The organism is Devosia sp. P3_B2 (genome assembly GCF_056402875.1).
Genome location: NZ_JBFUGO010000002.1, coordinates 23476 through 35947 on the forward strand (window position 1 = coordinate 23476; position 12472 = coordinate 35947).

The 12472-nt window shown below is 64.7% G+C and carries 11 protein-coding genes; 5 read left to right on the plus strand and 6 right to left on the minus strand.

The window, feature by feature from the left end:
- Positions 1-14: 14 nt before the first annotated feature.
- Positions 15-1211: a sensor histidine kinase gene (locus AC1DV8_RS02825; protein ID WP_477156399.1), complete on the minus strand. Its 1197-nt coding sequence runs from the start codon at positions 1209-1211 to the stop codon at positions 15-17.
- Positions 1208-1903 (minus strand): response regulator transcription factor, encoded by a 696-nt coding sequence (locus tag AC1DV8_RS02830; protein WP_477156400.1) that lies wholly within the window; start codon positions 1901-1903, stop codon positions 1208-1210. Before AC1DV8_RS02830 ends, AC1DV8_RS02825 begins: the two co-directional genes overlap by 4 nt.
- 233 nt (positions 1904-2136) lie before the next feature.
- Between AC1DV8_RS02830 and ytfQ the strand changes: the two genes are divergently transcribed.
- The 5 genes from ytfQ to AC1DV8_RS02855 all read left to right on the plus strand — a co-directional run bounded on the left by ytfQ (position 2137) and on the right by AC1DV8_RS02855 (position 7427).
- On the plus strand, positions 2137-3099 hold the full coding sequence (ytfQ, locus tag AC1DV8_RS02835) for a galactofuranose ABC transporter, galactofuranose-binding protein YtfQ (protein ID WP_477148534.1): 963 nt from the start codon (positions 2137-2139) through the stop codon (positions 3097-3099).
- Between the two features lie 105 nt (positions 3100-3204).
- Complete coding sequence (locus AC1DV8_RS02840; RefSeq protein ID WP_477156749.1) at positions 3205-4701, plus strand: sugar ABC transporter ATP-binding protein; 1497 nt, start codon at positions 3205-3207, stop codon at positions 4699-4701.
- Entirely contained in the window at positions 4698-5702 is a 1005-nt protein-coding gene (locus AC1DV8_RS02845) for an ABC transporter permease (RefSeq protein WP_477156401.1), read from the plus strand. Before AC1DV8_RS02840 ends, AC1DV8_RS02845 begins: the two co-directional genes overlap by 4 nt.
- On the plus strand, positions 5699-6676 hold the full coding sequence (yjfF, locus tag AC1DV8_RS02850) for a galactofuranose ABC transporter, permease protein YjfF (protein ID WP_477148536.1): 978 nt from the start codon (positions 5699-5701) through the stop codon (positions 6674-6676). The genes AC1DV8_RS02845 and yjfF overlap by 4 nt, the downstream gene beginning before the upstream one ends.
- A gap of 1 nt (position 6677) precedes the next feature.
- Positions 6678-7427 (plus strand): FadR/GntR family transcriptional regulator, encoded by a 750-nt coding sequence (locus AC1DV8_RS02855; RefSeq protein WP_477156402.1) that lies wholly within the window; start codon positions 6678-6680, stop codon positions 7425-7427.
- A 28-nt stretch (positions 7428-7455) separates the two neighbouring features.
- Here AC1DV8_RS02855 and AC1DV8_RS02860 read toward each other — a convergent pair whose 3' ends face one another.
- From AC1DV8_RS02860 to AC1DV8_RS02875, 4 genes are all read right to left on the minus strand, one after another.
- Positions 7456-8730: an L-fuconate dehydratase gene (locus tag AC1DV8_RS02860; protein WP_477156403.1), complete on the minus strand. Its 1275-nt coding sequence runs from the start codon at positions 8728-8730 to the stop codon at positions 7456-7458.
- Between the two features lie 66 nt (positions 8731-8796).
- The gene (locus tag AC1DV8_RS02865) at positions 8797-9735 is read right to left on the minus strand and encodes a substrate-binding domain-containing protein (protein ID WP_477156404.1); all 939 of its coding nucleotides are present in this window, start codon (positions 9733-9735) and stop codon (positions 8797-8799) included.
- 99 nt (positions 9736-9834) lie between these two features.
- Positions 9835-10839 (minus strand): ABC transporter permease, encoded by a 1005-nt coding sequence (locus tag AC1DV8_RS02870; protein WP_477156405.1) that lies wholly within the window; start codon positions 10837-10839, stop codon positions 9835-9837.
- Positions 10839-12344 (minus strand): sugar ABC transporter ATP-binding protein, encoded by a 1506-nt coding sequence (locus AC1DV8_RS02875; protein WP_477156750.1) that lies wholly within the window; start codon positions 12342-12344, stop codon positions 10839-10841. The genes AC1DV8_RS02870 and AC1DV8_RS02875 overlap by 1 nt, the downstream gene beginning before the upstream one ends.
- Positions 12345-12472 lie beyond the last annotated feature (128 nt).

A 12472-nucleotide genomic window follows, 5' to 3' on the forward strand; every position in this document is an offset into this window, starting at 1 on the left:
TACAAAACGGCGCATTAGCTGGCCGTTAGGGCCGCCTCGCGAGCTGCCGGAATGCGCACGCGGACGATGAGCCCGCCGCCTTCGCGCGGCGTCGCCTGTACTTCGCCGCCATGCGTATGGGCGACCGAGCGCACAATGGAGAGACCGAGCCCGGCCCCGCGGACGATCGTGCCACGGGCAGCGCCGGCTAGCCGCTCGGTCGCGGCGAGCCGGCGGAATGGCTCGAAGAGGTTTGGGACTTCGTAGGCCGGCACGATCGGGCCGGTATTCTCGATGACGAGTTCGGCGCTGTGCCCGGCCGTCGCCGTCGCGACGCGGACCCAGCCGTTCGCGGGCAGGTTATACTGGATGCCGTTTTCGATGAGGTTCTGGATCAGCCGCTCGAGGAGGAAAGCGTCGCCCATGATGATCCCCGGCCGAAGGTCGGTTTGGAGAACGACGCAGGCCTTGTCAGCGATGGGGCGCAGCTCCGAGACGGTGTGTTCAGCGATCTCTCCGAGATCGACCGGATGGAAATCCGCGGCCCGGTGTTCGCTGCTCGCGAGGGCCAGGAGGCCGTCGGTCAGTTTCTCATGACGCTGGTTCACGGCGAGGAGGGTGGTGCCGAGCTGCTTGACCTCGGCGTCGGCGTCCGCATCGAGCAAGGCGACCTCGATCAGCGTGCGGGTGATGGTGAGCGGCGTGCGGAGTTCGTGCGAGGCATTGGCGACGAACCGGCGCTGGCCGTCGAAGGATCGATCGAGCCGTTCGAGCATCTCGTCGAGCGTGTCGGCGAGATCCTTGATTTCGTCCTTGGGGCCGGTAAGAGCGATGCGCTCATGAAGGCTCCGGTCGGCGACGCGGCGTGCGGTGGCGGTGATCTCGCGGAGGGGCCGAAGCGCCTGTCCCGCCACCAGCCAGCCGATAATGCCGGCGACGATCGTCATGATGCCCACCAATCCGAGAGAGACCACCAGCATCGTATCGAGCGTATTGAACCGCCCCTGCTGGACCAGTACCCGCAGCCGATTGGTTTCTTCCATGATATCGGGCGGCGGCAGTTCTCCCGGCGCGCCCAGATCCCTGAGCCGCACGATGAACTGTCGGTCGAGCACCTGCCCCAGATAGAGGTAGATGACAACGATGAGCGCCACGCCCGCAACCAAGAACGCGCCGGCGTAGAGGAGGCTCAGCCGCGTGCGGATGGTCCAAGGGAAGCCGAGGATCTTCATTTGAGGCGGTATCCTACGCCCTGGACGGTTTCGATCACGGCGGGATCGCCGAGTTTGCGCCGGACGTTCATCATCGTGAAACGGACAACGTTGGTGAAGGCATCGATCTGTTCGTCCCAGGCCTTCTCCAAAAGCTGCTCGGCGGAGACGACACCGCCATCGGCCCGCATCAGTTCCTCGAGCACCGCGAATTCCTTGCGCGACAGGTCGACCGGCCGGTCGCCGCGCTGCACTGTGCGGCGGTGCGTATCCAGGCGGATGCCAGCCCGTTCGAGGACCGGCGGAATGGCGGGGCGCGCCCGCCGCCCAAGCGCCTGGACGCGCGCGACAAGCTCGGCAAATGCAAACGGCTTGGTCAGGTAGTCGTCAGCCCCCAGCCCGAGACCTGCAACGCGCTCCGCGATGGCAGTCGCCGCCGTGAGCATCAGGATACGGGTCTGTGACTCGGATCGAACCAGCGCGGCGCAGACTTCGTCGCCCGAAATGAGCGGAATATCGCGGTCGAGGACGAGGACGTCATACGCGTTGACCTCCGCCCGCTCGAGGCCAGCCTCGCCGTCATAGGCGACATCCACCGCCATGGCGTGGAGCCGCAGCCCCTCGGCAATCGAGTCCGCGAGCTGCCGTTCGTCCTCAACAACCAGTACGCGCACCCGGTCCACCACCTCAAGCCGATCGGCTTCCCTAGCCAATGCCGTGTTAGGGCCGCGTTAGGCCAGAAGAGGGAACGCGAAGAACCCGGCTGCGGGTAGCGTCCACGATTGTGGCTACGATAGCGGCCAAAATGGTGGGAGAGTCTAGGGCAGCCTGAGGTTGCCATACCTGCCAACGAGGGTTCGAACAGCATCTTTACATATAATAGTACTAATGGTACCGACTCTCCTGCCGCGAAGGTGAAAGCACCTCGCCGCAAAGGGAGGACATCGTGACATTCATTACCCGGCTCGCCGTCGCGGCGAGCATCGCTACCGCTTTGACCTCGGGCGTCTTGGCGGCCGACCTGACGGTCGGTTTCTCGCAGATCGGCTCGGAATCCGGCTGGCGCGCTGCCGAGACCTCGGTGACCAAGCTCGAGGCCGAAAAGCGCGGCATCGACCTGAAGTTTGCCGACGCCCAGCAGAAGCAGGAAAACCAGATCAAGGCGATCCGCGGCTTCATCGCACAGGGCGTGAACGCCATCCTCGTCGCTCCGGTGGTCGCCACCGGCTGGGACGAAGTGCTGGCCGAAGCCAAGGAAGCCAACATCCCGGTCGTGCTGCTCGATCGCGGCGTTGATGCGCCCGAAGACCTGTACCTGACCTCGGTTGCGTCCGATCAGGTGAAGGAAGGTCGCGTTGCCGGCCAGTGGCTGGTCGACAAGGTCGCCGACAAGGACTGCAAGGTCGTCGAGCTCCAGGGCACCGTCGGCTCGACCCCGGCCATCAACCGCAAGAAGGGCTTCGAGGAAGCCATTGCGGGCCATGCCAACATCTCGATCGTCCGCAGCCAGACCGGCGACTTCACCCGTTCCAAGGGCAAGGAAGTCATGGAAGGCTTCCTGAAGGCCGAGAATGGCGGCAAGGGCATCTGCGCGCTCTATGCCCACAATGACGACATGGCCGTCGGCGCCATCCAGGCGATCAAGGACGCAGGGCTGAAGCCGGGCACCGACATCCTCGTCGTCTCGATCGACGCGGTTCCGGATATCTTCGCGGCGATGGTCGCCGGTGAGGCCAACGCTACGGTCGAACTGACCCCGAACATGGCCGGCCCGGCCTTCGACGCCCTCACCGCCTATCTGGGCGAAGGCACGACGCCGGAGAAGTTCATCATCACCGAATCCAAGCTCTACACGCCCGCGGACAACCCGCAGGCCGAGTATGACAGCCGCAAGGGTTTGGGTTACTAAGCAAAGATCGCGCCTCGCCGGCTCCGGCCGGCGAGGCGTCGCCCATGTCGGGAGCACGGGTGGCACGCGACCTCGGGGGGTGAAGTGCAGCAGTCGGCCTTCAGAATGGAGGCGCGTGGAGTTTCCAAGGTATTCGGAAACCACACAGCGCTCGACGCAGTCGATTTCGGCCTCTTGCCGGGCGAGGTGCATGCGCTCCTGGGCGAGAACGGCGCCGGTAAGTCGACCCTCATCAAGATCCTGACCGGCGCGCACAAGCCGGACGGTGGCGAAGTGCTGGTCGATGGCGCCCCGGTGACGCTTCACAGCCCGCTGCATTCCCAGTCCTTCGGCATCGGCACGGTGTACCAGGAAGTGAACCTGCTGCCGAACCGGTCGGTGGCGGAGAACCTTTTCCTCGGCCATCAGCCGATCCGCTTCGGGCTTGTCGACCGCCGCAAGATGCTGCGCGATGCGCGCACCCTGCTCAAGCGCTACGACCTCAATATCGACCCGGCGACGGAGCTTGGCAGCCATTCGGTGGCGGTGCAGCAGATCGTCGCCATCGCCCGCGCCGTGCAGCTTTCGGGCAAGGTCCTCATTCTCGACGAACCCACCGCCAGCCTCGACCGCAACGAGGTCGAGCGGCTGTTCGAAGTCATCACGAGCCTCAAGAAAGACGGGCTCGCCATCGTCTTCATCACCCACTTCCTCGACCAGGTCTTTGCCGTCGCTGATCGCGTGACGATCCTGCGTAACGGCCGGCTGGTCGAGACGCGCCCGCTCAACGAGCTGACCCGTACCGACGTCGTTCGCAAGATGCTGGGCAAGGACGTGGCGTTCTCCGGTTCGACCAGCATCGAAGCCGAGCGCCCCGCGACCGAGGTCCTCATCCAGTATGAGGGCTACGGCAGGAAGCGCAGCGTGCAGCCGTTTTCGCTGACCATCCACAAGGGCGAAGTGATCGGCGTTGCTGGGCTGCTCGGATCGGGCCGCACCGAGATGGCGCGCGCCATGTTCGGCATCGACGCCGCCGACGAAGGCTCGGTCTCGATCAACGGCAAGCGGGTCGATATCCGCAACCCCAGCGACGCCATCGCCAAGGGGTTCGGCTTCTGCCCCGAGGATCGTAAGGCGCAGGGCATATTCGGCGATTTGAGCGTGCGCGAGAACATCGCCATCGCGCTGCAGGGCAAGCTGGGCTGGTTCAGCGCCCTCAGCCGTGACGAGCAGTTCGAGCTCGCCGGCAAGTTCGGCGAAGCCATGGACATCCGTGCCGCCTCGCTCGAAATGCCGGTGAAGCTGCTTTCGGGTGGCAACCAGCAGAAGGTGATCCTCGCCCGCTGGCTCGCCACCGACCCGGCGTTCCTGATCCTTGACGAGCCTACTCGCGGCATCGACGTGGGCGCCCACGCCGAGATCGTCCGCACCATCAACCGGCTGCGCGACGACGGGCTGGCGCTGGTGGTGATCTCGTCCGAACTCGACGAAGTGGTGGCCTATTCGTCACGCATCGTGGTGATGCGGGACCGGGAAATGGTGGCAGAACTTCGCGGCGCGAACATCAATCCCGGCGTCATCGTCCAGGCGATCGCGGCGCACAACGACGAGGCCGCAGCATGAAGAGCCTGGCGCTTGGCCGATTCATCAACGCCCAGACCCTCGCACTCGCGGGCGTGCTGATCCTCAACTGGCTGCTCTTCCCCGGTTTCTTCCGCATCGACTGGCAGGACGGGCGCCTGTTCGGCAGCCTGATCGACGTGCTCAACCGCGGCGCCCCGGTGGCCATTCTCGCCATCGGCATGACGGCGGTGATTGCGACCAAGGGCGTCGATCTTTCGGTGGGCGCGGTGATGGCGATGACCGGCGCGGTGGCCGCGACGCTCGTCGTCAACGGTTACCCGGTCCCCATTGCCATCGGCGCCGCACTTGGTGTTGGCCTGCTGTGCGGGCTTTGGAACGGCGTGCTTGTCGCCTTGCTCGACATCCAGCCGATCATCGCCACACTGGTGCTGATGGTTGCCGGCCGCGGCCTCGCGCAGCTCATCACCGAAGGCTCGATCGTCACCTTTTCCGATCCGGCGCTGATCTTCGTCGGCACCGGTTCCTTTCTCGGCCTGCCGATGCCAGTGGTGATCGCCTTCGCGCTGCTAGTGATCGTCACCTTCGCGGTGCGCAAGACCGCCATCGGGCTCTTCATTGAGGCTGTCGGTGTGAACCGCTCGGCCGCGACGCTCGCCGGTATTCGCAGCCGGTTGCTGCTGCTAATGGTCTATGGGCTCAGCGGCTTCTGCGCCGGCATCGCCGGTATCATCGTCGCCGCCGACATCCGCGGCGCCGACGCCAACAATGCGGGGCTCTGGCTCGAGCTCGACGCCATCCTCGCCGTGGTCATCGGCGGCACTTCGCTGCTCGGCGGCCGGTTCTCGCTCGTCATGTCGGTGATCGGCGCGCTGATCATCCAGGCGATGAACACCGGCATCCTCGTTTCGGGCTTCCCGCCGGAGTTCAACCTCGTTGTGAAGGCCGGGATGATTAGCCTGATCCTCGTCATCCAGTCGCCCTTGGCCGGGCGCGCCGTCGGCTGGTACCGGCAGCGCATTTCCAAGGGATCGGCCCGATGAACCGCAGCCTCCGACCGCTACTTGCGACGGTCATCATCTTCGCCATCGCCTACGCTCTCGCGGTCGCCCAGTTCCCGGGCATGTTGTCGACCCGCGTGCTCGGTAATTTCCTGACCGACAATGCCTTCCTCGGTATCACCGCGGTCGGCATGACCTTCGTCATCCTCTCGGGCGGCATCGACCTCTCGGTCGGCGCGGTGATCGGCTTCACCGGCGTGCTCGTTGCAGTGCTGATCAGCTGGTTCGGTGTGCATCCGTTGGTCGCCTTCGCCATCGCCATAGCGGTGGCCGCGGCTTTCGGGGCGCTGATGGGGCTTGCGGTGCATTACCTGCAGGTCCCGGCCTTCATCGTGACGCTCGCCGGCATGTTCCTCGCGCGCGGTGGCGCCTCGGTGATCACGCAGGACTCCGTGCCGATCAACCACGAGTTCTACGACCTGCTCTCGTCGCTCTATTTCAAGCTGCCGGGTGGCGGGCGGTTGAGTTTCATCGGGCTGCTGATGGTCGCTGTTTTTGCGATCGGCGCGATCCTCGCGCACCGGACTCGGTTCGGCTCCTACGTCTTCGCGCTGGGCGGCAACACCACCTCGGCCTCGCTGATGGGCGTGCCGGTCGCCCGCACGACGGTGCAGATCTACATGCTGTCGAGCGTGCTCGCGAGTTTGGCGGGAATCGTATTCTCGCTATATACCTCCGCGGGTTATCCGCTGGCTGCGGCGGGGGTCGAGCTCGACGCGATCGGGGCGGTGGTTATCGGCGGCACGCTGTTGACCGGTGGCTATGGCTTCGTGCTCGGCACGTTCGTGGGTGTGATGCTGCTGGGCCTGGTCCAGACCTACATCATCTTCGACGGCACCCTTTCGAGCTGGTGGACCAAGATCGTCATCGGCGCGCTGCTGTTCCTCTTCATCGTGCTGCAGCGCCTCGTATTCGCCGCCTCGGCACGGGGAGATAAGTCGCCCCAGAAAGCGTAGCATGAGCGAACCAGGCAGTCTCATTCGCTCGATCGGTGGGCGGCTGGCTGCGCGGAACTACCACACGTTCGTCATCAACGAGATCGGTCTGGGCATCGTTACGGGCAGGTTTCCGGTGGGTTCGATCCTACCGAGCGACGCCGTGATGATGGAGCGCTACGGTGTGTCCCGCACGGTGCTGCGTGAGGCGCTGCGAACGCTAGAGGCCAAGGGCCTCGTGGAAGCACGACCCAAGGTGGGCACTCGCGTCACGCCTCAGACGCATTGGAATTTCTTCGATCAGCAAGTCCTCGCGTGGCACTTCGAGGCGGAGCCGGCCCCTGGGTTCCATAAGGGGCTGTTCGACATCAGGCTCGCCCTCGAGAGCAGGGCGGCTGAGCTTGCCTGCCAGAAGCGCACCGCCGAGCACGTCCGTCTCATGAAATACTGGGTGCATCAGATGGAGATCGCCGCCGACAGCGTCGAGTCTCACGCGCTGGCCAACCTCGAAATCCACCGGATCATCGCCGAAGCGTCCGGCAACCAGTTGCTCCGTTCGGCCCTGGGCCTCGTGGAGCTGACCGTGGCCCTTGCGGCGGCGATTGACGATGACGATACGCGCGCGGCGGTTACCGCCGTTCACGCCGAGCTAGTCGATGCAATTGAGGCCGGCGACGCTGCTCGGTCGGCTGACAGCATGCGGCAAGTGGTCGGCACCGAACTGACGCTGGTAGAGGGCAGGGGGCTCGCAGCATCCGCCACAAGCGCCTGACTTCGGAAGGCGCCCAATGCGCGCGCGTTCACTTCGAGAATGAGTTTTCCGCGATCGAGGCGGGTTTCATCTCGATGGAGAAGCCCGGCAGCTTCGGCGGCATGTAGGCAGCTTTCTCGATCACGCAGGGATCGATGAAGTGCTCGTGCAGGTGGTCGACATACTCGATCACCCGACCCGTCTTGGTGCCCGAGACGGCCAGGTAGTCGATCATCGAGAGGTGCTGCACGTATTCGCAGAGGCCAACGCCGCCGGCGTGGGGCCAGACCGGGAGGCCGTATTTGGCGGCCATCAGGAGGACCGACAGCACCTCGTTGAGGCCGCCGATGCGGCAGGCGTCGATCTGGACGATGTCGATGGCGCCGCGGGTGATGAACTGCTTGAACAGGATGCGGTTCTGGCACATCTCGCCGGTCGCCACCTTCACCGGGGCGATGGCTTCGCGGATCTTGCGGTGACCTTCGACGTCGTCGGGGCTGGTTGGTTCCTCGATGAAATAGGGGTTGAAGCGCTTGAGCTCGTTGACCCAATGGATTGCCTGGTCGACCTCCCACACCTGGTTGGCGTCGATCATCAGGTAGCGGTCAGGGCCCATGATCGAGCGGACGATTTCGAGCCGGCGGATATCGTCGGCCAGATCACGGCCGACCTTCATCTTGATATGCGAGAAACCGGCCTCCACCGCCTCGGTGGCGAGCCGCGTCAGCTTCTCGTTCGAATAGCCGAGCCAGCCTGCGGACGTGGTGTAACAGGGGTAGCCGTTCGCTTCGAGTTCGGCGATGCGCTCAGCCTTGCCAGCTTCGGCCTTCCTGAAGATGGCGAGCGCCTCGTCGGGCGTGATGGCGTCGGTCAGATAGCGGAAGTCGATGATCGAGACGAGCTGTTCGGGCGTCATCTCGGCGACGTAGCGCCAGACGGGTTTGTTGGCGCGCTTGGCGAGGAGGTCCCACACGGCGTTGACCACGGCGCCGGTCGCGAGGTGCATCGCGCCCTTGTCGGGGCCGATCCAGCGCAGCTGGCTGTCGCCGGTCACGTGGCGCCAGAAGCGGCTGGGGTTCTCCGCGATCCAGTCGAGTTCGAGGCCGATGACGCGCTCGCGCAGTGCCTCGATCGCTGCCACCACCACCTCGTTGCCGCGGCCGATAGTGAAGGTGAGGCCGTGACCTTCGAGCGGCCCGTCGGTACCCAGCACCACATAGGCCGCGGAGTAATCGGGATCGGGGTTCATCGCATCCGAGCCGTCGAGCGAGGCCGACGTCGGAAAGCGGAGGTCGTGGGTGCTGAGCGTGGTGATCTTGGTCATGGCAGCAAGCCGGAAAGTGATAAATGAAAGGGGTGCCGGGCAGGCGAGCCTGCCCGGCGGGAGAGATCAGTCGTAGAGAACTGCGGCGATTTCCGGCGCGTCCATGTTGGTCTTGTCGTACCAGAAGAAGCCGGTGTCGATGACCTTGGGCAAGGTCTCGCCCTTCAGGGCCGCGATGGCAGCCTTGACGGTCTCGTAACCGATGCCGACCGGGTTCTGGGTGATGGCGCCGGCCATCGAACCATCGAGGATGGCGGCTTTCTGGGCAGCGCCCGAGTCATAGCCGATCACGACGATGTTGGAGCTGAGCTCCTTCTTGCCGTTGAGCACACCGAGAGCCGAACCTTCATTGGCGCCGAAGATGCCCTTGAGGTCCGGGTTGGCCAGCAGGATCGACTTGGTGATTTCGGTCGACTGCAGCTGGTCGCCGGCACCGTACTGCACCGAGACGACTTCGATCTTGGGGTACTTTGCCTTGATCTGCTCGGTGAAGCCCTTGACGCGGTCGATACCAGTGCGGCTGGTCTGGTCGTGGGCAACCACGGCAACCTTGCCTTCGCCGCCGATCAGTTCAGCCATCTTGTCGGCAGCCAGCGCGGCCGCGGCGACGTTGTCAGTGGTGGCAGTGGTCAGCGGGATGTCGCTATCGACGCCGGAGTCGAAGGCGATGACCGGAATGCCGGCATCCTTGGCCTGCTGCAGCAGCGGGGTCGCTGCCTGGCTGTCGAGCGCGGCAAAGCCGATCGCCGAGGGCTTGCGGGCGATGGCCGCGGACAGCATGTCCATCTGCTTGTCGACCTGGGCTTCGGTATCGGGACCTTCGAAGGTCACCTTGGCGTTGAATTCAGCGCCGGCCTTGTCGGCACCGGCCTTCACGGCCTGCCAGAACTGATGCTGGAAGCCCTTGGAGATCAGGGCAATGTCATATTCCTGCGCCTGCGCCGCAACAGCGGTGGCGAGAAGTGCAAGAGCGCCGACGGCGCCGAGCAGAGTACGTCTAAGCATATGGGTGTCCTCCCGGTTTGACTTCGTTGTCGTGGCGGCGTTGTTCGCCGTCTTCGTTATTGGCACCGACCCTGGCGTCGGTGCAGGCAAAGCCGGCGCCTAAAGTTTGCGGCGCCGCAGAATGTCGGCATAGACGGCCAGAATGATGATCGAGCCGGTAACCACGGTCTGCCATTCCTGCGCCACCGACAGGATGCGGAGGCCATTGGCGAGAACCGAAATGATAAGCGCGCCGATCAGCGTACCGAGCACGGTGCCGCGGCCGCCCGAGAGCGAAGTGCCGCCGATCACCACGGCTGCGATGGCGTCGAGTTCGTAGCCCTGCCCGAGCGCCGGCTGCGCCGAGTTGAGGCGCGAGGCGATGAGCAGGCCGGCAATGCCACAGACGGCGCCGGCGGAGGCGTAGACGGCGATCTTCCAGCGATCGACATTGACGCCCGAGAGGCGCACTGCCTCTTCGTTAGAACCGAGCGCGAAGGTGTAGCGGCCGAGCGCGGTGCGGGTGAGGACGAAGCTCGCGATGACCGCCACGACAAACAGGATCAAGACGCCGTTCGGAATGGGCATCACCGGCACGACCGAACCAACGATCGACCCGAGCGAGATCTGGTTGAAGCCGGGCGTTGAGTTGAAATAGATCGGCTTGGTGCCCGAGATCACCAGCGACAGGCCCTTGAGGATGAGCATCATGCCGAGCGTGGTGATGAACGGCGGCACCTTGAGCTTGGCGATCACCGTGCCAGAAACGAGGCCGCTGAAGGTGCCGGCAAGGATTGCGCCGAGGATGCCCAGCGGTAGCGGCAGGCCCCAGTAGGTGAGGACGACGCCGGCGACGACCGCGCAGAAGGTCATCAGCGTGCCGACGCTCAGGTCGATGCCGCCGGTGATGATCACCAGCGTCGCGGCGATGGCGAGCACGCCGTTGACCGAGGTCGCCTGCAGGATGGCGAGGATATTGGCCGTCTGCAGGAAATTGGGCGAGGCCAGCGAGAAGACGACCAGCAGCGCCAGCAGGCCGGAAAAAGCCAGCAGCTTATGATAAGCGCCTGAGCCGCGAATGCTGGCGAGAAGTCCGGGTTTGGCTGCCGTTTCGGTCATCGCCATTATGCCACCTTGCTGTTCGGTTCCGGCGCCATCGCGCTTTCGCGCTGTGTGGCGAGCCGCATGATCTCTTCCTGGCTGGCGCCGCCCGGCAGGACGCCGGTGAGCCGGCCCTCGCACATCACCGCGATGCGGTGGCTGAGACGCAGGATTTCGGGCAGTTCGGACGAGATAACGATGATCGCCCGGCCCTGTGCGGCGAGCGAATTCAGGAGCTTGTAGATCTCGGACTTGGCGCCGACGTCGATGCCGCGCGTCGGCTCGTCGAAGATCAGGATTTCGCAGTCGCGCAGCAGCCATTTGGCGATGACCACCTTCTGCTGGTTGCCGCCCGAGAGCAGGCGCGCCTCCTGCGTGTCCGAAGGGGTCTTGATGGACAGCTGCTTGATGAAGCGCTCGGCTACCTGCCGCATCTCGCCATCGCGGACGATGCCGCCGGGGCCGATGAAGCGCGACAGCGAGGCCAGCGCGATATTGTTGCGGACGTCGAGCCCGGTGGCGAGGCCGAACTGCTTGCGGTCCTCGGAGAGATAACCGATGCCGGCCCGCACCGCGTCCTGCGGGCGCCGGATCTCGACCTTCTTGCCATGCACAAGGACTTCGCCCGCCTCGACCGGGTCGGCGCCGAAAATGGCGCGGGCGACTTCGGTGCGGCCGGCGCCCATCAGGCCGGCGAGACCGAGGATTTCACCCTTCCGCACGGAGAAGCCGACATCGCGGATTTCCTTACCGCGGCGGAGACCACGGACCTCGAGCGCGATCTCGGCCTTGCTGGTGTCGGGGATGACCAGCGCCTCGTCGGTCAGCTTGCGCCCCACCATCATCGAGATGATGGTTTCGATCGGCGTATCGGCGGCGGGAACTGTGCCCACGTGCTCGCCGTCGCGCATCACCGTCACCCGGTCCGAGATGCGTTTGATCTCGTCCATCTTGTGCGAGATGTAGATGATACCGACGCCGTCGGCCTTCAGCCGGGCAATGATGGTGAAGAGCTCGGCGATTTCGCTTTCGGTCAGCGCCGCGGTTGGCTCATCCATGATGAGGACGCGCGAGCGATAGGACAGTGCCTTGGCGATCTCGACCATCTGCTGCTTCGCGATGGTGAGGCTTTCGACGGGGACCCGCGGATCGAGCGCCAGGTTCATTGATTTGAAGATGGCCGCCGCATCGGCATTGAGCTTTTGCTCGTCGAGCAGCAGGCCCTTGCGCGGCTCGCGGCCGATGAAGATGTTCTGCGCCGCCGTCAGGTCGCGCATCAGCGCCAGTTCCTGATGGATGATGCCGATGCCGAGCTTTTGCGCCTCGCGCGGCCCGGCGATCTCCACCGGCTTGCCATCGACGCGGATCTCGCCGGCATCGCGCTGGTAGATGCCCGAGAGAATCTTCATCAGCGTCGACTTGCCGGCGCCGTTCTCGCCCATCAGGGCGTGCACCTCGCCGGCAAAGAGCGAAAACTGGGCATCCGACAGCGCTCGCACGCCCGGGAACGACTTGTCGATCCCGCTCATCTCGACGAGCGGAAGCGAGGGGTCGTCATTGGTGGGGAGGCGTCGAGACGCCTGCTCATCAGTACGCAACTGTCCCCTCCCAGGCGGCGCGTTTCCGTGTTAGGCGTATCAGATGGCAAGGCAGACTA

What these genes read in the sequence shown, in the direction of transcription:
- AC1DV8_RS02855 (WP_477156402.1), top strand. Translation starts at nt 6,678, where the DNA reads ATGAGCGAACCAGGCAGTCTCATTCGCTCGATCGGTGGGCGGCTGGCT.
- AC1DV8_RS02845 (WP_477156401.1), top strand. Translation starts at nt 4,698, where the DNA reads ATGAAGAGCCTGGCGCTTGGCCGATTCATCAACGCCCAGACCCTCGCA.
- AC1DV8_RS02875 (WP_477156750.1), bottom strand. Translation starts at nt 12,344, where the DNA reads ATGAGCGGGATCGACAAGTCGTTCCCGGGCGTGCGAGCGCTGTCGGAT.
- yjfF (WP_477148536.1), top strand. Translation starts at nt 5,699, where the DNA reads ATGAACCGCAGCCTCCGACCGCTACTTGCGACGGTCATCATCTTCGCC.
- AC1DV8_RS02865 (WP_477156404.1), bottom strand. Translation starts at nt 9,735, where the DNA reads ATGCTTAGACGTACTCTGCTCGGCGCCGTCGGCGCTCTTGCACTTCTC.
- AC1DV8_RS02825 (WP_477156399.1), bottom strand. Translation starts at nt 1,211, where the DNA reads ATGAAGATCCTCGGCTTCCCTTGGACCATCCGCACGCGGCTGAGCCTC.
- AC1DV8_RS02840 (WP_477156749.1), top strand. Translation starts at nt 3,205, where the DNA reads ATGGAGGCGCGTGGAGTTTCCAAGGTATTCGGAAACCACACAGCGCTC.
- AC1DV8_RS02860 (WP_477156403.1), bottom strand. Translation starts at nt 8,730, where the DNA reads ATGACCAAGATCACCACGCTCAGCACCCACGACCTCCGCTTTCCGACG.
- AC1DV8_RS02870 (WP_477156405.1), bottom strand. Translation starts at nt 10,839, where the DNA reads ATGGCGATGACCGAAACGGCAGCCAAACCCGGACTTCTCGCCAGCATT.